Origin of the sequence: Pontibacterium granulatum (assembly GCF_029961155.1) — a bacterium.
GTDB lineage: Bacteria > Pseudomonadota > Gammaproteobacteria > Pseudomonadales > Balneatricaceae > Pontibacterium > Pontibacterium granulatum.
The window spans coordinates 184,418-206,775 of sequence record NZ_JASBRH010000004.1; the positions used below are offsets into that span (position 1 = coordinate 184,418).

Annotated in this window: 17 protein-coding genes; 3 read left to right on the forward strand and 14 right to left on the reverse strand. The window is 53.9% G+C overall.

The window, feature by feature from the left end; translation table 11 throughout:
- Window positions 1-5: 5 nt before the first annotated feature.
- From QKW35_RS05620 to hflK, 7 genes are all read right to left on the reverse strand, one after another.
- Entirely contained in the window at window positions 6-1,229 is a 1,224-nt protein-coding gene (locus tag QKW35_RS05620) for a site-specific integrase (protein WP_282351357.1), read from the reverse strand.
- Between the two features lie 247 nt (window positions 1,230-1,476).
- On the reverse strand, window positions 1,477-1,719 hold the full coding sequence (locus QKW35_RS05625; RefSeq protein ID WP_282351358.1) for a hypothetical protein: 243 nt from the start codon (window positions 1,717-1,719) through the stop codon (window positions 1,477-1,479).
- Between the two features lie 224 nt (window positions 1,720-1,943).
- Window positions 1,944-3,305, reverse strand: coding sequence for a Na+/H+ antiporter NhaA (gene nhaA / locus QKW35_RS05630; RefSeq protein WP_282351359.1), 1,362 nt, complete (start codon window positions 3,303-3,305; stop codon window positions 1,944-1,946).
- 139 nt (window positions 3,306-3,444) lie between these two features.
- Window positions 3,445-5,037 carry a phosphoenolpyruvate--protein phosphotransferase gene (gene ptsP / locus QKW35_RS05635; protein WP_282351472.1) on the reverse strand — a complete coding sequence of 531 codons (1,593 nt, stop codon included), beginning with the start codon at window positions 5,035-5,037 and terminating at the stop codon, window positions 3,445-3,447.
- 109 nt (window positions 5,038-5,146) lie between these two features.
- Window positions 5,147-7,894: an aconitate hydratase AcnA gene (acnA, locus tag QKW35_RS05640; protein WP_282351360.1), complete on the reverse strand. Its 2,748-nt coding sequence runs from the start codon at window positions 7,892-7,894 to the stop codon at window positions 5,147-5,149.
- A 70-nt stretch (window positions 7,895-7,964) separates the two neighbouring features.
- Window positions 7,965-8,969, reverse strand: coding sequence for a protease modulator HflC (gene hflC, locus QKW35_RS05645; RefSeq protein WP_282351361.1), 1,005 nt, complete (start codon window positions 8,967-8,969; stop codon window positions 7,965-7,967).
- Window positions 8,966-10,045: an FtsH protease activity modulator HflK gene (gene hflK, locus QKW35_RS05650; protein ID WP_282351362.1), complete on the reverse strand. Its 1,080-nt coding sequence runs from the start codon at window positions 10,043-10,045 to the stop codon at window positions 8,966-8,968. The genes hflC and hflK overlap by 4 nt, the downstream gene beginning before the upstream one ends.
- A 302-nt stretch (window positions 10,046-10,347) precedes the next feature.
- Here hflK and QKW35_RS05655 point away from each other — a divergent pair, with 302 nt between their 5' ends.
- Window positions 10,348-11,061, forward strand: coding sequence for a Crp/Fnr family transcriptional regulator (locus QKW35_RS05655; RefSeq protein ID WP_282351363.1), 714 nt, complete (start codon window positions 10,348-10,350; stop codon window positions 11,059-11,061).
- Window positions 11,062-11,799: 738 nt separating this feature from the next.
- Here QKW35_RS05655 and QKW35_RS05660 read toward each other — a convergent pair.
- The gene (locus QKW35_RS05660) at window positions 11,800-13,104 is read right to left on the reverse strand and encodes a mechanosensitive ion channel family protein (protein ID WP_282351364.1); all 1,305 of its coding nucleotides are present in this window, start codon (window positions 13,102-13,104) and stop codon (window positions 11,800-11,802) included.
- Between the two features lie 501 nt (window positions 13,105-13,605).
- Between QKW35_RS05660 and QKW35_RS05665 the strand changes: the two genes are divergently transcribed.
- A complete protein-coding gene (locus QKW35_RS05665) occupies window positions 13,606-14,928 on the forward strand; it encodes a mechanosensitive ion channel family protein (RefSeq protein ID WP_282351365.1) in 1,323 nt (440 codons plus the stop codon).
- 260 nt (window positions 14,929-15,188) lie between these two features.
- On the opposite strand, the gene nhaA (QKW35_RS05670) is transcribed toward QKW35_RS05665, so the two are convergent.
- The 4 genes from nhaA (QKW35_RS05670) to QKW35_RS21290 form a co-directional block, all read right to left on the reverse strand.
- A complete protein-coding gene (gene nhaA, locus QKW35_RS05670) occupies window positions 15,189-16,619 on the reverse strand; it encodes a Na+/H+ antiporter NhaA (RefSeq protein ID WP_282351366.1) in 1,431 nt (476 codons plus the stop codon).
- Between the two features lie 549 nt (window positions 16,620-17,168).
- The gene (locus tag QKW35_RS05675) at window positions 17,169-18,278 is read right to left on the reverse strand and encodes a 5-(carboxyamino)imidazole ribonucleotide synthase (RefSeq protein ID WP_282351367.1); all 1,110 of its coding nucleotides are present in this window, start codon (window positions 18,276-18,278) and stop codon (window positions 17,169-17,171) included.
- Entirely contained in the window at window positions 18,278-18,760 is a 483-nt protein-coding gene (gene purE, locus QKW35_RS05680; RefSeq protein ID WP_282351368.1) for a 5-(carboxyamino)imidazole ribonucleotide mutase, read from the reverse strand. Before purE ends, QKW35_RS05675 begins: the two co-directional genes overlap by 1 nt.
- Before the next feature lie 454 nt (window positions 18,761-19,214).
- Window positions 19,215-19,670 (reverse strand): hypothetical protein, encoded by a 456-nt coding sequence (locus tag QKW35_RS21290; protein WP_345774481.1) that lies wholly within the window; start codon window positions 19,668-19,670, stop codon window positions 19,215-19,217.
- Between QKW35_RS21290 and QKW35_RS21295 the strand changes: the two genes are divergently transcribed.
- Window positions 19,665-19,922, forward strand: a complete 258-nt coding sequence (locus QKW35_RS21295) for an Lrp/AsnC ligand binding domain-containing protein (RefSeq protein ID WP_345774482.1) — start codon at window positions 19,665-19,667, stop codon at window positions 19,920-19,922. The genes QKW35_RS21290 and QKW35_RS21295 overlap by 6 nt on opposite strands.
- Before the next feature lie 44 nt (window positions 19,923-19,966).
- On the opposite strand, the gene QKW35_RS05690 is transcribed toward QKW35_RS21295, so the two are convergent.
- Together QKW35_RS05690 and QKW35_RS05695 are read right to left on the reverse strand one after the other, a co-directional pair.
- Window positions 19,967-21,511, reverse strand: coding sequence for an alkaline phosphatase family protein (locus tag QKW35_RS05690; RefSeq protein WP_282351369.1), 1,545 nt, complete (start codon window positions 21,509-21,511; stop codon window positions 19,967-19,969).
- Window positions 21,512-21,559: 48 nt separating this feature from the next.
- Window positions 21,560-22,357, reverse strand: coding sequence for an inositol monophosphatase family protein (locus QKW35_RS05695; protein WP_282351370.1), 798 nt, complete (start codon window positions 22,355-22,357; stop codon window positions 21,560-21,562).
- Between the last annotated feature and the right edge of the window lies 1 nt (window position 22,358).

Consider the following 22,358-nt stretch of genomic DNA (forward strand, 5'->3'; position numbering starts at 1 on the left):
ATTTATTAGCTTGAGTAAATCCTATATTCTTTCATTGCCCGCTCTTCATCAGTCAATCTATCAGACTCAAGGTTGTCATGCACCATGCGACTAAGAATGTGCTGATAAGTGCCTTCAATCATTTCTACAGAAGTACCGCAGTGAAGTGCTATTTCTGATATTTTCGCCTTTGAGTTCAATAATTTTTCAGTAATATAAGTATGCCTTAGAGAATAGGGGGTAAAGTTGTGATTATCTTTTATTTCCACGTCACTGATTGACTGAACATAGCCTATCAACTTAGAAAACGGGTCATTTAGTGCAGGCTTTGTCTCTGGCTTACCTTCGTACTGAACAAAAAACAAATGCCTGCGCTTATAACGTTTTCGGGCCTCATTCAAACCAACTCCAAACTTCAACTCACAGAGTTCCTCAAATATAGGAAGAATGTCACTGCTAACCCTAATCTCACGCCCTAACCTCTTCTCTGTCTTGCCCTTAGTAATATTAACCAGCACCTCATAATCATAAGCCACTTTTGAGACCGTAATATCTTCAAGTCTAATACCAAATATCTCTTCACCGGGCCTAACACCGCTTAACAACATGAAATGAATTACGGCCTTGAGTACATGTCGAATCTGCCTTGTTTTGTAGTTCCCTGACGCTTCAATAAATGAATCGATAGAGCTTAAAATCAGCTCCTTTTCCGTTTTTTCAAAATGGTCCCTTCGTTTCTTTTGCTTAGTCTCAACCTTCTTGGGAATTCTCAGGTTCTTATCATTTAATTTATAATCAGCTAGATACTCTATAATCAATCGCCACGCGAAATTTGTATTGGTAAGAAGGGTATCGTTGAAGCTGATAGCATTGTAATAATCAATCAAGAACTGATTATCTATCTTGGAAGTATCTGTCTTACCGTATCCTTCAGAAATACTGTTCAGCACCCGCACAATGACCTTTGTATTATCAGATTTGTTCTGGGCACCAGTGATATTCGCTATCACTTTCTCAATCACAACAGATAGGCGGGTTTTTAGTATATTAAGTTCCATTCCCTGTTCAGCAGCAAGTTCGTAACTACCTTTCAGCTTCAAGGCTTTCTTGTATGCTTCAGCCTTATCCTGAACTTTTAGACTCAGCCGGACCTCTTGTTTACAAATTCGCATTCTTACCCACCAAACCCGACTAGTCTGCGTCTGGCGGTAGATTGCCAAGCCTTCTTCTATCCATGTATTTTCAGCCAAAACAAAGCACCAAGTTGTATGATTTGTTGTATGACTATATATTAATCAAAATATATTAATAAATATCAAATAGTTATAAAAACTTACTGAATTCAAAATCCCCCGCCTTAACGGGTGTGCCGGTTCGAGTCCGGCCGCTGGTACCACCTATAAGCCTTGAAACTAAAGGCTTTTCCCGACTCGATGCTATTCTCGAAGCTTGTTGTTATTCTTTCCGTTGTCAACGAAGTGTCAACGCTGAAACGCTTCAGTTGCCCGGACTGCTCGTCGAATCTCCTTTATCTAATAATCCCATTTGCTCAAGCAATAAGCGCCCCAAAGGGGTCAGCCACTTAGAACCTGTGGGCTTGCCTGTTGCACGATTCATCATAAGATCGCCCGTTTTCTTATCGCGCCGTTGATTAATCATCACCAACCCTAAACGCTCCAAGCGATCTTTAAAGCTTTCCTGAAAGGCTTCCTTTATTTGGCGTTCGCTTTCAGGTTCCATATACAATGCGGGATGTTGTATGAATCGCCCCTAGTTTAATAGACACCTCTCAGCCATAGAAAATGGCTTCAGCAATATCGACAATACGGCCCTTAGCCAAGCGGCAAGGCTAGACCAGACATTCTTAATGGATGTCATCTTTCTCTGTGTGGACACTGACAAAACCAACTACGTTCGTAGTCACCGCACTCTGCAGAGATGAGTAGCCTTCGGCAGCTACGCCGTCACGAGGTTCTCCCGCGCTCTGGCAACCGCATCAACAATGCTAGACCCACCACTGCAGAAACAACGGATGCGAGGAAGATTCCCAGCTTAGCGCTGTCAATCAGGTTTTCGCTGAAAGCTATATTTGCAATAAACAACGCCATGGTGAAGCCGATTCCGGCGAGAAAGCTGCCACCAACCAGCAGCCGCCAATTGAGTCCCGGAGGAAATATGGCGATGTGTGAGCACACTGCCAGCCAGGTAAAAAACAGAATACCTAAGGGCTTACCCAACACGAAGCCTAAGAATATTGCCCCTGTAACCGAGCTATCAATGCCACTGAACGTGAGTGGCAAGCCTGCGTTGGCAAATGCAAATAGTGGCATGATGGCAAAAGCCACCCACGGGTGTAGTGTTATCTCCAGACGTTCTACCGGAGACAGTGATTCACGCGCAGCTACTTCGGCAATCTGCAACGTTTTTCGGTCCTTCGTGTCTCGACCGGTTTCGTCACTGTCTGGATGGGAAATCACCTGACCCAATATCGCATAAAGCCGTTTGTCACTCACCCAGCGCCGCGCGGGCGTCATTAAACCGAGTATGACACCTGTGATGGTGGAGTGGATACCGGATGCATCCACGGCAAGCCAGATGAATACACCGACCAATAGGTAGAGTAGAAACCCGCGCACGCCAAGTACTGACATGGCGCGCGTAATCAGTAAACCCAGCGCAGCCAACACCAAAGGCCACCAGGCAATATGACTGCTATAGCCAATCGCGACGACCAGTATGGCGCCGATATCGTCAACAATCGCCAACGACAGCATAAATACCCGCAAACATTGAGGGATGCGCGCGCCGAGCACCGCCAGACAGCCAATCACAAACGCCGTGTCAGTTGCCATGACAGTGCCCCACCCAGACTGACCGGCCTGCCCCGATTGCAGTGTCAGATAGATGCCAGCTGGGAGGATCATACCGCCGAGGGCCGCGGCTAGGGAGAGTGCAGCCTGGCGCGGCTTATTCAACTCCCCAAGAATTAACTCCCGCTTGAGCTCCAACGCGACAAGAAAGAAAAACAACGTCATCAGACCATCATTGATCCACTCACGCAGCGAACGACCAAATTCAAAAGAGCCGAACTGAAGTCCCACCCGCATCTCCCAAGCATGTTCGAACGAAGTACCCCAGGGCGAGTTCGATAGAATCAGTGCAGCAATGGTAAACAATAAGAGAATCGATCCACTTGCGGACTCGATGTGCAAAAAGCGTACAAAAGGGTTCTTCAGCCGATCAACAAGCTCCTTCGGTAACCCGGTGGATTCTGGATTTGTTGGCGGATCTGTCATCATAAAAATCGTTCCGGCGCCAAGCGCCATTAGCTATCTGCTGTACCGAGTCTTTTCACACGCTCTTAGTGAGCGGCATCGGACGGGTTAATTGGTCCAACAACAACCCTGTTAAATTCTTATAATTATGGTCTACCGCGGTCATCGAGAGATAACCCTGTAACAACTTTCAATCGGGATGACATGAGCAATGTCGGATGGCCGCTTTGACGATCGGAACCAGAGGGGCCGCAACACTGAAGGTGCGGATCCCGCACGCTAACAGTTGGGCCACATGTTCAGGTCGTCCCGCCAGCTCACCGCATACGGAGAGCGGCATCAGGGGAACGTCATCGTGAACCAGGCGAAGTAAGCGGAATATAACGGCCGATGCATCGTCGAAATAGCGCTCCACCGCCGCGTTATCCCGGTCGGCGGCAAAGGTGTACTGGGTCAGGTCGTTGGTGCCGAAGCTCAGAAAATCGGCGTACTCGGCAATCGCCCGCGCCGATAGCGCTGCCGCGGGGGTTTCGATCATGGCGCCGATCTTGGGAGCGGTCGCCTTCGGCCAGAGCAGCTCCAGCATCTCTTTTACGGCGGCCATATCTTCGGGCAGTGACACCATCGGCACCAAAATCCGCATATCGAAGTCGCGGGACAACGCCATCACCGCGCGCAGCTGGGTTTTGAGCAGCTCCGGGTACGCGCGCAGCAAGCGAATCCCCCTTCGCCCCAGTGCGGGATTGGATTCAGCAAAGAACGCCAAAAACGGCAAGGGCTTGTCGGCACCCACATCCAGCAGCCGCACGCAGACCGAGCGGCCCTTCGCCGCCGCCAGTACCTGAGTCATTTCACCAACCAGTTCAGCGGTATTGGGTGGGGTCGTGCGCCCCAAATAGGCCTGTTCCATTCGGTATAGGCCCACGCCTTCGGCACCGTTGCGCATCGCCAGTTCGGTATCATTGCTGCTCCCCACATTGGCGACCACCGAGATCATCACGCCATCTTGGGTGACGGCTGGTTGGCGGGCATTTTCTCGCGCTACGCGATAGGCCTGCGCTTTTTCTTTGGTGAGGCGCTGGAAAGCGATCAGCTGCGTGCTCTTTGGCCGAACCGTGACGGTTCCCGCATCGGCATCCACCAGTGCATAGGTACCGCTCGGCACTGAATTCAACAGATCAGAAATACCCGAGATGCAGGGCAAGCCCATCTGACGAACAAGCAGGGCCGCGTGGGAGCCGCTACGGCCGTGTTCGAGTAGCACGGCGGCGATGGCACGATGGGCGAGAAAAACGGCATCAGAGTGTAGCAATCTCGAGGCGACCAGGATGCCCCCTTGGGGAATCTCATCGAGAGGATGAACCGTAATGCCCGCCAGAGCATTGCGCAGCCGTATCGATAGGTCGCGCATATCATCGCCTTTTTCCCGGGCAATCTGTGACTCCAACGCCAGAAACCGGCTTTCCCAGCGCAGGAAAACCGCCTTTACGGCGCTGCTGGCGCAGAGCAGGTTGTCGACGACCTCTCTCCTCAACTCCTGCTGCAGCGACGGGTCATTGAGCATCAGTCGGTGCGACCCAAACACCTCAGAGAGACGCGAGTCGATCTCTTTTTCCACCCGTGTCGCCAGTACCACCAGATCCTCCGATATGCCCGCAGTGGCAAAATCCAGTCGGGCCAGCTCCTGTTCGACCTGACTGTGGGCTATGTCCACCGGTGTATCGATCGACCCAAGCAGATCATGATGGACGTGGATAATCCCCTGCGCCAATCCCGGCGATATCGGGGTGCCATGAAGGACGAACTACGGGCCATGATGTTGCATAAGTTACCTGTTTTATTCGATTGCGGTTGGGTGGTGCGCGTTGGCCTCAAGACACCGCCTTAAACCCTCACGCATCGCTCAACGGCTTGGCGATGGACGCTGCGATCAGTTCACGTAACCGGCAGTGCAGAATGCCGCCGTGATGGAAGAATCTCAGCTCATCCTGGGTATCGATCCGGCAGCGGGTCTTGACTACCCTGGGATTACCGCGCTCGGGCTGAATTTTAATGCTGACATCGCTCCCCGGCGTCATCTCCGCCAATCCTGCGATACTGATGCACTCGTCACCGGTCAGTTTCAGTACGGCGAGACCAATTTCCGATTCCAGTTGCAGGGGCAATATCCCCATGCCGATTAAATTGGAGCGGTGAATCCGTTCAAAGCTCTCGGCGATCACCGCGCGCACACCGAGCAAGCTCGGCCCCTTAGCAGCCCAGTCACGAGAGGAGCCGGTACCGTATTCCGCCCCGGCAAACACCACCAGCGGAACTCCCTGTTGCTGAAAATGCTGGGCAGCGGCGAAGATACTGACTATTTCTGGGGAGGGGGCTAACCGCGTCACCCCGCCGCGCTGTTGCGGCGTCATCAAATTCTGCAGCCGCGGATTCGCGAAGGTGCCGCGCATCATCACCTCGTGGTTGCCGCGGCGACTGCCGTAGGAATTGAACGCTGCTGGCTCGACACCATGGCATTGCAGGTAGGCACCCGCAGGACTGTCCTCGTCGATACTGCCGGCCGGTGATATATGGTCGGTAGTCACACTGTCACCGAGCAGTGCCAGGATACGCGCCTCAACAATATCTTCAACAACGGGTGGCGCCGGTTGCAGGCCGTCAAAATAGCTGGGATAGCGTACGTAAGTACTGTTGCTGTCCCAGGGATAGCGCTGGCTATCGCTGATCGCCAATGCCTGCCAGTGGCGGGTGCCGGTGAAGACGTCCGCGTAGCGTTGCCGAAACTGAACTTGGTTTACGTGAGCAGCAACGGTGGCGGCGATCTCCTCGGCGTCGGGCCACAGGTCGCTCAGGAACACCGGTTGGCCCTGAGGATCCAGACCCAGCGGATCGCGGGTCAGGTCCAGATCAACCCGACCCGCCAGGGCATAGGCCACCACCAGCGGCGGTGAGCAGAGAAAACTGGCGGTTACCTGTGGGTGAATCCGCCCCTCAAAGTTACGGTTGCCGGACAGCACTGCGCAGACATTGATCTTTTGCTGGCTAATGGTACCGGCAATGGCGGGATCCAGAGGACCGGAATTACCGATACAGGTAGTGCAACCGTAACCCACCAGGTTGAAACCTAGCTGATCCAGCTCCGCTTGCAGGCCAGCCGCCTGTAGGTAATCGGTCACCACCTTGGACCCCGGTGCCAGGGAGGTCTTAACCCAGGGGGCGATCTGCAGACCACGTCGACGCGCATTGCGCGCCAATAGACCGGCAGCCATCATTACCGTGGGATTGGAGGTGTTGGTGCAGCTGGTAATCGCCGCAATCACCACCGCCCCCTCTTGCAACCTGAAGGATTTGCCAAGTACAGCATGGGTGCGAGGTGGATTGTCAGCTGGGCGCTCCTGCGCCTGCCCCTGTGCTTTCCCTTGAGCCTGGGCAAACTGCCGGAAGGCCGCGGCCACATCCGACAGCGCCACCCGATCCTGGGGGCGTCGCGGTCCGGCAACGCAGGGTTTGATATCAGTAAGATCCAGCGTCAGCTCTACGCTGTAGGTGGCGCGTGGCGACGTATCATCGTGCCAGAACCCCTGGGCGCGGGCGTAGGCTTCTACCAGGGCGACCTGCTGCGGATCGCGCCCGGTCAGGATGAGATAGCGCAAGGTCTCAACATCGATGGGGAAAAGTCCGCAGGTGGCACCATATTCCGGTGCCATGTTGGCGATGGTGGCGCGATCAGGCAGACTCAGACTGCTCAGACCGCTGCCAAAAAATTCGACAAAGCAGCCGACTACACCTTGCTGACGCAGCATCTCGGTTACCCGTAGTACCAGGTCGGTGGCGGTGCTGCCCGGCGGCAGCCGACCACTAAGCTCGACGCCGACCACCCGCGGCAGTTGCAGGCTGATCGCTTGACCGAGCATCGCCGCCTCCGCCTCAATTCCGCCCACTCCCCAGCCCAGAATGCCAAGCCCGTTGATCATAGTGGTATGACTGTCCATCCCCACCAGAGTGTCGGGATAAGCCAGCTGCTCGCCAGTATCCAGCGCCTGCGTCCACACCACCTGCCCGAGGTACTCCAGATTGACCTGATGACAGATCCCGGTGCCCGGGGGCACCACGCGGACGTTTTCGAATGCAGCCTGCCCCCAGCGCAGAAAAGTGTAACGCTCGTGGTTGCGTAGCATCTCCTGGCGTACGTTCTCATCAAAGGCCCCCTCGTCGCCGGCACGATCCACGGTGACTGAGTGATCGATCACCAGGTCCACTGGAATCTGCGGGCTGATCCGGCCCGGATCGCCTCCAGCCTCGGCCATGACATCGCGCATCGCTGCCAGGTCCACCAATGCCGGTACTCCGGTAAAGTCCTGCATCAGGATGCGTGCTGGCATAAAGCTGATTTCCTTGATCGACTTGCCTGTTTTAATCCAGTCGCCCAGTGCCTCGATTGAGGCACGCGTGGCCTGCTCATCCTGCCCGTGTCGCAACAGGTTTTCCAACACAATCTTCAAGGCAAAAGGCAGCCGCGACAGGTCGCCGCACTGGCCGTAGGCCGCGTAGGCGGCGGGCAGTGCATAGTAGAGGTAAGCTTCGCTACCCACCTGCAGGATGCGCTGAAACGGGGAGGGTTGATCCGTAGTATGAGTCATTGTTTACTCTCCGGTGAGGGTCTGGCTGTACAGGCGACTCTAGTTATAGCCAACCTTACATCGCCAGCGATTACGGCAGCGTGACCTTCACTTTCTCCGGTACCCTGGGGCCAACCGGTGCCATGCCCTGCAGATACTTGAACAGTTCGCTGTCAGTAGACAGCACCAGGGTGGTGTTTTGTCCGATTACCGTTTTGTAGGCTTGCAGGCTGCGGGTGAACTGGTAAAAGTCCACCGCTGCGGGGCTCTGATTGTAGGCACGGGCGTAGATTTCCGTGGCCTTAGCATCGGCCAGGCCGCGTATCTCCTCCACTTGGCGGTAGGCTTCAGACTGGATCTTGTTCAGGTCACGCACCCGGTCGCCACGGATACGCGCCGCCTCCCCGTTACCCTCGGATAGAAAGCGTTCGGCGATCTGGCGCCGTTCACTGATCATCCTGTCGTAGATTTTAGGACGTACGCTTTCGTTGTAATTGATCCGTTTGAAGCGGATATCAAGCAGCTCGATGCCAAACACCCGCACCTTTTCAGCCGCCGCCACGAATATCTCGGCTTCCACCTGCTTACGCCCCTTCTGGATCGCCACCCAAGCGCTGGTATCCAGGGAGCGTCCCCCGCCGCTCAATAACGCATCACGCAGCGGCACCCGATCCTTCGTTGTACGTATGATCTCAATCAATTCATGCTTAGCCACCGCATTGCGTGTCTCGCTGCCGAGAATATCGTCCAGCCGGGATTGAGCGCTACGCTCATCACGCAGGCGCAAGAAGTACTGCAACGGATCGGTGATGCGCCAACGGGCGAACAGGTCGACAGAGATATAAAGCTTGTCCTTGGTGGGCATGTCCGAGGGTTTACCGTCCCATTCGAGTACCCGCTTGTCGATGGCGTTGACCTCTTGGATAAACGGTAGCTTGAGCTTCAGCCCCGCTTCGGTGATAGGCTCTCCCACCGGCTTGCCGAACTGGGTGATGATCACCTGCTCAACTTCGCTGACTGTGTAGACTGAGCTGTACAGCAGGTACCCGGTCATCAGGGGCAGCAGCAGGATGAGGGTTGAGTTTATTCTGTTCATGGTCGACCTCCGCGGGGCGTTCCCAAGTTGGCAGGTCCCAGGTTAAGCAAAGGCAAAATACCGCCCGCCTGCTGGTCGACGATTACCTGAGTCTGGATGCTGGGCAGCACCTCCTGCAGCGTCTCAATATAGATGCGTCGACGGGTCACCTCCGGCGCCTTACTGTACTCTGCCAGCAGCGCGCTAAAGCGCGACGCATCACCCTCGGCTTCGTTTATCCGCTTGAGACGGTAGCCGTCGGCCTCGCGAATTCGCTGATCTTTTTCACCCTGAGCCAGGGGAATCACCTTGTTGTAGTCGCGCCGCGCCTCGTTGATCAGTTTCTCTTTTTCCTGCTGCGCCTGGTTGACCTCATTGAACGAGTCCTGCACCGGCTGCGGCGGGTTGATGTTTTTCAGTTGCACCTGGTCGATGCTGATTCCCATCACGTATTTGCTGGAGAGCCGCTGCATCTTGTCCAGGGCTTCGACCTCGATCTCCTGACGCCCCACGGTAATCACCTCGTCAACAGTGCGGTCGCCCACCACCTCGCGCATCACCGATTCAGACACATAGCGCAGGGTTTCAGCGGGTTCGCGTACCTCAAATAGAAACTTAACCGGATCGGCGATGCGGTACTGCACCACCCACTCCACCAGCGCAGCGTTGAGGTCGCCGGTGACCATCTGGGTTTCACGCTTCTTATCACGGGGGCGGGGGCTTTGGTAGGGATCGTTGGCGCCGGGGGTAGTAAAGCCAAACTCCTGCTTCAACTGCCGCTTGACCGGTACGATGGTAGCAATATCCATCCCCAGCGGCAGTTTAAAATGCAACCCCGGTGGCACCTCGTAGAGATACTTACCGAAGCGCTGCACCACTGCCACTGAATCACTCGGCACGGTGTAGTAAGCAGTCCAGAAACTCAGTCCGCTAAACACCAACACCGCTAGAACGATGATCCTAGTACGACTACCACCTGGTAGGTGACAACCGCAGTGAACCCACCCGGTACGGAGCAGACGACCCAGGTCAAATGCCGATTTATTACTCCCATTCCAGGGATCTTTCTGATCATTGTTGCTTTGGCTTGACATCATATATTCCTCTGTTGGCGCCAAATCACTCGCAGAGCAACAACGACAGGAATACCCTCTATTGCTCCCCAGTCTTGTTACTTAAAGGGAGAGCCAAAGCCTGTTGATAACTCGGAAGGATTTAGGCCATTACAGACTTAGGATATAAGCCCCCCTCGGGGGAGTCGGTGCGCTAACAAACATAAAGCGCCAATACGAAGAAGTGTTTAACCGACTTGCCAAATCACCGACAAGCAACTGTACTTCATAGATACGCTGTCATTTCTCTGGGATGACGGCGTTGAAACAACACTCTGGTATGAAAAATGTCTCCTTCTCCACAACAAAACCATTTATTGGCCGCCCTGCCCGATGAAGTCCAACAGCGTCTGTTTCCTTACCTTAAACCGGTTACGCTGCCACTCGGTAAAGTCTTGTACGAGTCAGGAGAGATTCAACATCAGGTTTTCTTTCCGACTGACGCCATCGTCTCGCTGCTTAACGTAACGGAAAATGGCGCGTCTGCCGAAATTTCGGTGGTGGGTAATGATGGCTTGATTGGAGTGAGCTTGTTTATGGGCGGTGAAAGCACCCCCAGTCGCGCCTTGGTGCAAAGTGCTGGCTCTGCCCTGCAACTCTCAGCGCGGCGCCTTAAGGAGGAGTTTGACCGTCACGGCGACCTGTTGTTATTGCTGCTTCGTTATACGCAGTCGCTGATCACCCAGATGGCCCAAACCGCCGTGTGCAATCGACACCATACCATCGACCAGCAATTATGCCGCTGGCTGCTGCTATCACTGGACCGCCTGCCGGGTAATCAATTAATCATGACTCAGGAACTGATTGCCAATATGCTCGGCGTTCGGCGCGAAGGGGTAACCACTGCTGCGGGCAAGCTACAGAAACTCGGCGTGATCGAATATCATCGTGGACACATTAGCGTGCTAGACCGTCCGCGCCTTGAAACACTTTGCTGCGAGTGTTACGCCGTGGTTAAAAAAGAAACAGACCGATTGTTGCCCTGGCACCCTAACAAGTGATTAACGTCTTGGCAGTGCAAAAGAGAGGGAACAAGGTAGCACTGTAGAGGTGGGCTGCCCGTGTAATTCTGCAACTCGCGATATTGCGTTCTGCAGAGATTTTTTCAATGCCAGCAATTCCCAGAGGTATCGATTCGCTATCGCACCTTAGGGCTACATGAGAGCTACATGCTGAACGCTATAGTCATAGCCGGTTTCAAGCAGAGGTTGAACAACTGCCCGTACCCGAAATTTTAGATTGAATCAAAAATCAGTGACTGGTGTTGGTTTGCATTTAACCGTTCTCTCCTTTCCTAAGCCCGCTTATGTTGTTGAGTCCCCTATATTCCGTCCAATCGCACCTACACTTAGGACAAAGCCTATCACCCGTTGCTAGACTGAATCGTCCAGCCTATCGTAGACAGTTGCTGTTTTGTGCTACTAAGCAAATGAGGGCTGATGTGCAGATTCTGTACGCATTGATATCTATTGATCTCGTATAAAACCCAACAATATGCGATTCTGAAGCTTTAGAAAGCCAACACTATCCACGATAAGTCACTATCATCCATGACGCTTCAAGTGATTCAAAATCCCCCGCCTTAACGGGTGTGCCGGTTCGAGTCCGGCCGCTGGTACCACCTCTTCAAGCTTTTGAAGAGTGTCTTGTCCTGATATAGGTAGCCGCTTTTTTTGTGCCTGAATCTAGCCCCCGGTTACGGCTAGCGTCGACGGCTAATTCCTACCCTGCAATCTGGTCTATGATTTTTCGCCTACGATGGTAACTTCTCGTTGCGGGAAAGGAATTTCCACATTGTGCTCTTTCAAGGCATACCAGATCATCAGCAGCAGATCACCGCCAACCCGATTCTCTCCGTCATCGATCCCCTCCATCCAGAACTCAATCAGCAGATCTATGCCAGATTCCCCAAACTGCTTAATCTCAGCATCCGGACGCTCTTCGATGGGGATATCGTCACCGCTTAGTACTTTGGGATGTTCTGCTACGACTTCTCGCAGCAACGGGAATAGCATTTCCAGATCGGTGCTGTAGGCAACCTGAAATTCGATAGAATATCTCTGTTTCTTGTTTTTATGGGTCCAGTTTACAAAGGTACTGCTCATAAAACGCTCATTGGGGACCATGATGTCTTTACCGTCATAGGTCTCTAGCGTGGTAGAGCGCATATTCAGCTCTCGAATAGTTCCCGTTTTGCCGTCTTCAAGCTCAATGTAGTCACCGACCGTAAGGGAGCGGTCCAGGAGCAAAATAATTCCCGATATGAAGTTAGATGCAATGGACTGCAAACCAAAGCCAAGCCCGACACCTAAGGCCCCACCAAACACGGCCAATGCAGTAAGGTTGATCCCCATCAGCTGTAGCAACAGGACAAAAATAACGATTGCCAGGACAACTTCAAACAACTTGGCAAACAGTTCACGGGTGCCTATATCGAGTTCTTCTTGCTTGCGGATTATCCGATTGCCCGCAGTCCGGAATAGCCGCCCCAGCCAAAAGAGCAGCGAACCGAAAACTAGCATCCGAAGAATGCCATACGCAGAAATTTTTATGTTCCCCGCCGTTATAGCGATTTCGTCAAGATACGTGGTTACAACGTCAAGCCAGTTGAAAATATGCAAAACCGAGGCGGGAATCAGTATCCAGACGATCAGGGTTTTGAACAACTTGTTATGCACAAAGTGGGTAATAACGGAGTAGAGCAGAAAGACAACTGCGGCGCTCTGGCTGACTTTGACCAGTTGGCTTTCTGCAAAAAGGTGCTCACTGGCGTCTACTGTTAGCGCCAGAACAACGATAAGCAATAATGGAAACAGCAACGGTCTGGCTGAAAAGAGCCAGCCACGCAGTCCAACTAGAGGCCCAGGTGCCGGCTCTGCGCTGAAAATAGCACTGCGTTTCCGGATAACAGACCCAAGGCCATACGCCACCACAATAGCCAGAACAACCAACGCGAGCTGAGAATAAAAACCTGGGCTGTTGAGCCAACTGAGTAAAACACGTGCCAACTGATCGAACTGGGTCATTACATTTTCAACGCTCATAACCACATCCGTATTCTGCGAGAGCGGTCATTTTTGGACTTTCAAACAGACACTTCGATCTGAGATAAAAGCCCGCAACAACCACGTCAATACAACGAGATATTGCTGCCAATCCTAACAGTGCTAAAAGACTGGAATCACGTACTACGTATACGTGGAGGCCACTTTTCCTTGGCCTCTTAAGCTTGAGTTTGAGTATGGCCCATAAGATCGCCCAGCGCGCTTCATACATAGCCCCATGAATTTGGGTTTGCCAGGACCCTAAGTGTAGTAAACAACTATCCGGTTCACTAAACCAAGCTACTCTGGCGCCCTCGGAAACAGGTCACATACGACCTTGAGAACACTTTTTCTGCAACTTCCGTCTAGACTGCACCTATTGGTAAACATTGGCTCATGCCATTTTTACGCACGCAGTACAGGGCTGTTTGGTGGCAAAACCGGTCAAAGAGGGTTCTACGAACCACCAGCAGGCCCGGCAAGGATGGAGGAGCACTGAGCATGACAAGCTTGCTCGACAGTATCGATCTGGCCCACTGGCTGGAATGGGCTGAACACTGGATAGAGAGCCGTGTGCTGGTAGCTGACATTCTGGCGCAACTCGTGCTGATCGCCCTGCTAGGGGGATTGTCGCTGGTACTTACCCCCCGCATCAGGAAGGCGGCAGAAGTCCAAAGAACAAAACGTGCACCCGCATTCCAGGGACTGTTTGCCGCAGTTGAGTCGGTCGCATTTCCACTTAGCTGGTTGATACTGCTGTGGCTGGCAGTATTGATCGTCAGCAGCGCCAACTGGTCAAACAACCTCCTGGTGATCTCCGTCAGCCTGCTGAGCGCCTGGACCTTAATCAAAGCGCTGTCATTACAGATTCAAAACCAGGCGCTGGCCAGCTTGCTGGCTGTTTGTGCCTGGACCATCGCGGCGCTGAATATTCTGGACCTACTGGAACCAACCACTGCGCTACTCGACAGTGCCGCGATCACGCTGGGCGAAACGCACTTCTCGCTGCTTTCGGTCATCAAGGCGATCATCGCACTGAGCCTGCTGCTCTGGATGGCCACAGCGGCATCCGCAGTATTCGAGCAACGGATCAGGCGCATTACCAGTATCACGCCGTCGGTACAGGTGCTGTTTGCCAAGTTGCTGAAGATTGCTTTAGTGACTGTCGCGGTACTGGCCGGCCTCAGCAGTGTGGGAATCGATCTAACCGCTTTTACGGTGGTAGGCGGGGCTATCGGCGTGGGACTGGGTTTCGGACTGCAGAAGATATTTGCCAACCTGGTCAGCGGTATCATCCTCTTGCTGGACAAATCGATCAAACCCGGTGATGTAATCACCGTCGGCACGACCTATGGTGCCGTCAACTCACTGGGCGCACGCTATGTCTCGGTATTGACCCGTGACGGTATCGAGCACCTGATACCCAACGAAGAGGTGATTACCCAGCGGGTTGAGAACTGGTCACACAGCGATAGTCTGATACGGTTACGCAAGCTCATCGGCGTGCATTACAAGTCCGACGTACGCAAGGCGATGCAGCTTTGCCTCGATGCGGCAAACGACACACCACGCGTGCTGAGTGATCCACCACCCGTCTGTCTGGTGCGTGATTTCGGCGATAGTGCGGTGAATCTGGAATTACGCTTCTGGATTGGCGACCCCCATAATGGTCGCGCCAGTGTCATCAGCGATATCATGCTCAATATCTGGGATCAATTTCATGAACATGGCATAGAGATTCCTTATCCGCAGCGCGATGTACACCTTTATCCCCTGCAACATAAAGACACCGGGACGGAAGCCGAAACATTGCCACCCACATGAGATCGGTCAGCACTGCTTCAGCATATGGTACAGCTTGCGAGCACCCTGGCGAGGCATGCTCCGCCGCAAATCCAGGATTATTGCTTCACAAGCACCAACGCCAGGAGCCTCGCCAGCCGACGCAGGACCTGCTGATAGATAGCCTGTCAACGTTATTCAGGACGGGACAGTGGACACCACAAAAAAGCCCCGCTCATAGAGCAGGGCTTTCGCATTCCAGGCCCAGGCACTCATTTAAGAGCCACCATACGCCTCATCCCTTAGGTACGGGCAGGCTTAGGCGCGTCCTCTGTCGGCTTAGCGTCCTCCGCCTCAACTTCAGGTGTTTTCACCTGCTTTTTGGTCATCATGTACAACCAGGTAAAGCCGATCAAGCCAGACACCAAGGACGCGAACAGGATACCTGTTTTCGCCATGAGCAGATCATGTGGTGAGCCTGCAAAGCCAAGCTCAGCAATGAAGATCGACATGGTAAAACCAATACCGCCCATGAACGCCACACCAACGATGTGGTTAAAATTCAGGTCCGCAGGCAGTTTACATATACCCATCTTCACTGCGATCCAGCTCAACCCAGCAATACCAATCAGCTTACCGGCCACCAGGCCAAAAATAACACCCAAGGCAACCGAATTGGTCAGTACGTCACCAAAACTTCCAAACTCAATCGGCACACCGGCATTAGCCAGCGCAAAAATCGGGATTACGATGTAAGCGGATGGTAGGTGCAGCGCATGCTCCAGCTGCTGTGCAGGCGCCTGAGCCAGGTTTACACCTTCCCCCAGGTGATGCACACGGGAGCGCAGCTCATCGTTCACCATGATGTTTTCGTTGCGCTTATACGCCTCCTTGATTTGCTCAAGGGTCATCTTCATCTGGCAGATGAAACGTTTTGGATCATACTTCGGCTTCATCGGCATGGTAAATGCCAGCATCACCCCCGCAAGCGTTGCGTGCACCCCACTCTTTAGCATCGCAATCCATAGGATGGCGCCGATAAACAGGTAAGGAGACTGGCGGCGAATCCCTCCCATGTTAAAGCTAACCAGGATCGCCACACACAATGCTGCAATAGCCATGGCGCCCATGTTCAGGCTTTCGGTATAGAACAGCGCAATGACAACAACGGCACCCAGGTCATCCACGATAGCCAGCGCCACAAGGAACAGCAGCAGGCTGGCAGGCACGCGACTTCCCAGCAGAGCCAGCGCCCCCAGGGCGAACGCGATATCGGTGGCCATTGGGATACCCCAACCCACAACCGTAGGGCTGCCCGCGTTGATACCCATATAAATCAATGCAGGAACAAGCATCCCGCCTACAGCGGCAATGATCGGTAACAGCGCTTGCTTGACGTCGGACAACTCGCCAACGAGCAGCTCGCGCTTAAGTTCCAGGCCTACAACCAGGAAGAAGATCGCCATCAGGCCATCATTAATCCAGTGATGCAGTGTTTTAGAAAGCTGGAAGCCTTCTACGCCAATTGTGAAATACAGTTGGAAGAAGTGATGGTATTGTTCGTAGAAACCAGTGTTGGCAATCACCAGCGCCGCTACTGCACACATCATCAGCAACACACCACTGGTAGTCTGACGGTGTATGAACTCTTCAAGCGGTGAAAGAACGCTGCTAAACGCCTTTTCCCACGGCGCTATATACTCTTTGCCCTTAACTCTGCGTTTCGGTCTCATCTTATGCTCCAATCACAATCTCTGATTCGCACGACTAAAAACATCGTTCGGACGAACCAACCAGCAAAATCCGCAACCACTATGGGGACCAATTTGGCTAACTGATTACCGCCGACTAAAGTCTTAGACGCGCCACTCTATCAGAATTCTCAATGGGGATTACATACTCATAACGACAAAACATCTGTTACGCATTGTCTGAACTATAAGTAACTGTGGTAAATGATTTAATGCCTCTACAGCGACACGTGCGGGCACTTCATCAGAGAAGAATACCTGCAAAAAGTTCGCCAACAAGCGCGTTAAACACACTAAACAGAAACCCGAGCCTCATCCTTACTCGTCATCAAATCAACGGGCTTTCGCCATCTGTAACACGTACCCCAGCCTGAAAAGCTTCGGTAAAGCCTTTACAAGACATTGTCCTTGCACGTCAAAACGGGGCCAGAGGTGTTCTTGTGAAACACCCCTGCAACACGAAAATGTGTACAGCCTGCGTCGCAAGCATGACTGTTTTCACATGCTGCAACGCAATGGCCGTAACTTATATCACACGGAATCAGGACCGTACAAATCCTGCTTAATACTATTGAGTTGGTCCAGAAGTTGGGCGCGATCATCACTCCAAAGGTTTAGATGACCCACTTTTCGACCAGGGCGGAGGGACTTGTTGTACTGGTGAACCTGAACGTTGCTCAGGCTTTGCTGCTCTTTAGTTGGGCGGCACCCCAACAGGTTAACCATGCCCACACACTGGCTTGGCTGGGTGTTCCCCAGGCCCAGCGAGGTGATTGCACGCAGGTGGTTTTCAAACTGAGAGCTTACGTTCAGTGCTTGGGTCCAGTGTCCGCTGTTGTGCACGCGTGGCGCAAGCTCATTCACCACCAAACCGTCATCGGTAACAAACAGCTCAATCGCCAACACGCCCACGTAGTCCATTGCTTCCAGCACTTTACGGCCAATCTCTTCGGCCTGCTCCGCCAGCTCCGGTGAAGGCAGTTCAGCCGGGACGATGGAGGTCAGTAGAATGCCATTGCTGTGGTAGTTTTCGGTCAGTGGATAAAACGCCACTTCGCCTTCGGTGTTGCGTGCAGCCACCAGAGACACTTCACGCTCGAACTTCACCAGCCCTTCAATCACCAGCTCAGGGCGGCTATCCAGTGCCATCAGCTCTGCAAAGTCTTCTTCTGTGCGGAGCATCCACTGGCCGTAGCCGTCGTACCCCTCTTCACAGGTCTTCACCAGCACCGGGAAGCCCATTTCTGCGACACCCTGGCGCAGTTCGTCATCGTTCGCAGCCAGCTTGAACGGTGCTGTCGGAATGCCAAGACCGTTGAGGAAACGCTTTTCGCGACCACGGTGCTGGCAAATTTTCACAGCGTCTGGACTTGGGCACACGGCGCAGAATGGCTGAAATGCTTTCAGCAGTTCTACGTCCAGGTGCTCGCGTTCCACGGTCACCACGTCAGGTTTGCCCATTGCTTCGTAAATCTCTTCCATGCTCTGCTCAGGCTGGAATTCAACAATGGTTCCCAATCCTTCTACGCAGCCGCGGTTCTCGCCCGGCATCGCCAGGAACGAGAAGCGATATCCCATAGGCCAACCGGCAAGTGCAAGCATTCGAGCAAGTTGCCCGCACCCAACGACAGCTACGTTCATTATTCGACCTCCACAGGCACATTGTCGGTCTGGTTCTTACGCCATTCCTGCAGGCGCTGGCTCAGCGCTTCGTCTTTCAGCGCCAGCATCTGTGCGGCCATCAGACCTGCGTTGTAGGCACCGGCTTCGCCGATCGCCTGACAGGCAACCGCAACGCCTTTTGGCATCTGCACCATAGACAGCAGGCTGTCCATACCTTTGAGGTTTTTGCTTGCTACAGGCACAGCGATCACAGGCAGGTGAGTCATAGACGCCGCCATACCCGCCAGGTGAGCAGCACCGCCCGCACCGGCGATGATCACTTCCACACCACGGGTGTGCGCTTCAGTCGCGAACTCAAACAGACGCTCTGGCGTACGGTGAGCGGATACAACCTGGGTGTCGAATTCTACACCCAGCTCGCTCAGTGGTTTGGTTGCGTTTTTCATGGTTTCCCAATCGGAGCGAGAACCCATAATGATGCTGACTTGTGCTGTGCCCATCGAATATATACCTATTGCTTAGCAGCTGGCCGCGCCTGGCAGAAAGGGGCGGGGCCACGTTATTAAATCCTAAATGCGAATTATGCACGCAGACGAGATAGATAAAAATCGATATTAGCTGCATTCGCCATAGATACACCGATAGTTAGCCATCTCATGCAGGCCTGAAGACGGCAAAGAAAGCCGTATTCAGAATGCTGTAGTTGCCGCTCCCCCAACTCGGTGAGATGCGGCCTGCCGAACATCATCACGACGCCAGATTTAAAGATCTAAAACACCGTTTCGCCCAGCGCGTATATAGTAACAAAATTCAGGATTAACTGCGCCTGCCTGCGACCACTCTGTTCGTAATGGCGCCAGATGTAACCTCACAAATTGTCATGAAGCGTCTATCCAGCTGAAATACAGGCAATTAATTGGGGCAGCACCCTACCTCGCAGCCCCAAAACAGGGCTCAGAACAGCGCATCCAACTGGTCAATATAGGGCTGAACATCCCCAATCTGTTTCTCAACCCAAGCCGGATTGAAGTAGGTATCCAGATAGCGCTCGCCACTGTCACACATCAGGGTAACAATTGATCCGCTTTCGCCCCTCGACTGCATCCCTCTGGCGACCTGCAATACACCCCATAGGTTGGTGCCAGTGGACGCCCCCGCCTTACGGCCGGTTTTCTGCTCCAACCAGAGAATCGTGGCTATACTGGCGGCATCAGCCACCTTCATCATTGTATCGATCACATCCGGCTGGAAGGATGCCTCCACCTGCGAACGTCCAATGCCTTCAATCCGGCTGCCAGCACTGCCTGCTGGAAACGGATCAAGCGCCTGGAAGACGAAGGCATTATCAAGGCCCGGGTGGCATTGCTGGACGGCACCAAGATCCAGCGGGGCATTTCGGTGTTTGTGCATATCAAAACCCAGCACCACGACTCCGCCTGGCTGAAAACCTTTGCCGCACGGGTGATCTGTTTTGACGAGGTGGTGGAGTGCTACCGCATGTCCGGCGAGTGGGACTACCTTTTGCGGGTGGTGGTAAAGGATATCGAAACCTTCGACGTGTTCTATAAGAAACTGATTAACGACATCGACGGCCTCTCAAACGTGACCTCCAGCTTTGCCATGGAAGAGATCAAGTACACGACCAAGCTGCCGGTGATGTAAAAGATACAATCAGGGCCGTCGTTAGCAACGGCCCCAAAAGCGCCTCAGTCAAATCGCCTTTTACCCTCTGCAATGCCGTTCGCCGTCGCTTTCATATGGTCTAGCCGGCCTTTGTCATGGCTTACGCGCCAGGAAAGCAGCTTCTGGCTGTAACGCAACAGCACATCCTGATACGCAGGATCAGCCGCTACGTTATTCAGTTCATTCGGGTCCTTGCTCAGGTCATATAAGGCGTTAGGCAGGCCTGCAAAGTGCACATATTTGAAGTATTCATCACGTACAGACAGAAAATTGCACTGCTGATGATGGAGGCCAAAATAACGTTCGGCACATTGGGACTCAACATCCCGAAAATCTAACAAGGCGTAGACCGCATCACGCCAGTTTGCGGGCACCTGCCCTTGCAGTAACGGACGCAACGAACGACCGTCGCATTGGGCCGGTACAGGATATCCACAGAGGTCGAGGATCGTTGGCATCAGGTCGATGCTTTCGGTAAAGGCGTCCACCGCCGCACCTGGCGACCACCCACTCCCTTCCGATCCCGCAGGTTTGATAATCAACGGGATGTGGTAACAGGATTCGAAGTAGTTTTCCTTGCTGAACATATGATGGTCGCCGAGCAGTTCACCGTGATCAGAGCTCAGGATGATCAGGGTGTCATCGTACAGCCCCTCCGCTTTGAGGCATTGAATCAGACGACCGACATGGGCATCGATCTCACTGATCAGGCCGTAATACACTGCACGGATACGCTGGACCTCCTCCGGTGCCAGAGAGCTGACCGGTTGCTCACCCTCCCCAATCACAAAACGGCCGTACGGCAACTGCTGCACGATATAGTCGTGATAGGGATGCTGCTCGCCCTCTTCCTCCCAGTTGTCGGCCCGCGTGGGCAACGGCATCCGTGCCGGATCATAAAGCCGGTTGTAAGGTTCCGGCGCCACAAAGGGGGGATGCGGGCGCAGGTAACTCACATGGTAGAAAAACGGCTCGTTCTCGGTGAAGCGCAGTTGATCAATCACCCGGTCGGTCATCCAGGCGGTGTCACTGTGCTCCGCGCTATAGAGGGCTGGACGACTGACGGCAGCCCCCTCCCCGCCAACCGCGCGGTAGATCACATCGTAGCCGGAGCGGCTGACCTCATATCCTTGGCGACGCAACCAGGCAAGCCAGCGCTTGCTGTCCTCAACAAAGCGCTCCGCCGCACTGAACCCGGGTAATACACCTTCAAAGCTGCGCAGTTCAGGGTCTGCCGCCGCCAGATGTCGGGGGTCGGGTGTAACATCGGTATAACCAAACAGCTGCGGATCATAGCCCTGCTTGCGCATCTCCAGAGCGATATTGGTCAGACTCCCGTCCAGCGGCGTGCCGTTGGTCACCATTCGGTGATTGTGCGGGTACATTCCGGTCAGCATGGTTGCCCGTGACGGACCACAAGGGGAAGACGGCGAATAATGGCGCGCAAACCTCACACCATCCGCAGCCAAGGCATCAATATGCGGCGTTTTGATCACCGAATTACCAGCGCAGCCCAGGCTGTCGCCGCGCCATTGATCGGCCGTTATCCAGAGAATGTTCTTGGTCATGCTTGCTCCACGGCCGCCTCTATTGGCACGACCGATTCTGTTTACGGCTTACAGCTTGGCCTGCAGCAGGGCCAGCGCCTTCGCGTGCAGGTCAACATTAGCGGCCGCCACAATATGCCCCTGTCCTTCCAGTGACGGCGGGTTGCCTTGCCAGTCGGTGACAATGCCACCCGCGCCTTCGATCACCGGAATCTGCGCAGCGATGTCGTATGGGAAGATATTGGCTTCTACCAGCAGGTCGATCTGCCCCATCGCCAGCAATCCGGCGGCATAACAGTCGTGGGAGTAACGTGTGAGCGCGACCGCCTCCCGCAGTTTGGTAAAGCGTGGCACCTGTTCCGGATCAAAGCAGGCCGGATCGGAGGTATACAGTACCGCCTGGGTCAAGTCGCTGCAGGATGAGGTTTGAATCGCCTGATCTCCCAAACGGGCCGGCTCCGGACTACCCGCTAGCCAACGCTCGGCGGTGATCGGTTGATCGATCACTCCCAGCAGGGGCGTCCCCCGGTAGCTCAGGGCGATCTGGGTACCAAAGCAGAGCGAACCGGAGAGGAAGGATTTGGTACCGTCGATAGGGTCCAGGTGCCAGCACCAGTCTGCTTCGGGATTACGCTCGCCAAACTCCTCACCACGAATACCGTGCTCGGGAAAAGTCTGTTCGATATGTTTACGCATCAGAGCTTCCACCTCACGGTCGGCGATAGTTACCGGGCTATGGTCGGCCTTGGCATCCACCGCAGGTCGGGTACGGAAGTAACGCTTGATGATGCTGCGAGCCTCATCGGCCATCAATTCGGCCAGCGGCAGCGCCTGTGCGGGCAGCATCGGTAGTGGGGTCGTGTTCATG

Bases quoted from the DNA above. Each gene is read 5' to 3' on its own strand.
- QKW35_RS05625 (WP_282351358.1), bottom strand. From the start codon at position 1,719: ATGGAACCTGAAAGCGAACGCCAAATAAAGGAAGCCTTTCAGGAAAGC.
- nhaA (WP_282351359.1), bottom strand. From the start codon at position 3,305: ATGGCGCTTGGCGCCGGAACGATTTTTATGATGACAGATCCGCCAACA.
- acnA (WP_282351360.1), bottom strand. From the start codon at position 7,894: ATGACTCATACTACGGATCAACCCTCCCCGTTTCAGCGCATCCTGCAG.
- hflC (WP_282351361.1), bottom strand. From the start codon at position 8,969: ATGAACAGAATAAACTCAACCCTCATCCTGCTGCTGCCCCTGATGACC.
- hflK (WP_282351362.1), bottom strand. From the start codon at position 10,045: ATGATGTCAAGCCAAAGCAACAATGATCAGAAAGATCCCTGGAATGGG.
- QKW35_RS05655 (WP_282351363.1), top strand. From the start codon at position 10,348: ATGTCTCCTTCTCCACAACAAAACCATTTATTGGCCGCCCTGCCCGAT.
- QKW35_RS05660 (WP_282351364.1), bottom strand. From the start codon at position 13,104: ATGAGCGTTGAAAATGTAATGACCCAGTTCGATCAGTTGGCACGTGTT.
- QKW35_RS05665 (WP_282351365.1), top strand. From the start codon at position 13,606: ATGACAAGCTTGCTCGACAGTATCGATCTGGCCCACTGGCTGGAATGG.
- nhaA (WP_282351366.1), bottom strand. From the start codon at position 16,619: ATGAGACCGAAACGCAGAGTTAAGGGCAAAGAGTATATAGCGCCGTGG.
- QKW35_RS05675 (WP_282351367.1), bottom strand. From the start codon at position 18,278: ATGAACGTAGCTGTCGTTGGGTGCGGGCAACTTGCTCGAATGCTTGCA.
- purE (WP_282351368.1), bottom strand. From the start codon at position 18,760: ATGGGCACAGCACAAGTCAGCATCATTATGGGTTCTCGCTCCGATTGG.
- QKW35_RS21290 (WP_345774481.1), bottom strand. From the start codon at position 19,670: ATGCACAAACACCGAAATGCCCCGCTGGATCTTGGTGCCGTCCAGCAA.
- QKW35_RS05690 (WP_282351369.1), bottom strand. From the start codon at position 21,511: ATGACCAAGAACATTCTCTGGATAACGGCCGATCAATGGCGCGGCGAC.
- QKW35_RS05695 (WP_282351370.1), bottom strand. From the start codon at position 22,357: ATGAACACGACCCCACTACCGATGCTGCCCGCACAGGCGCTGCCGCTG.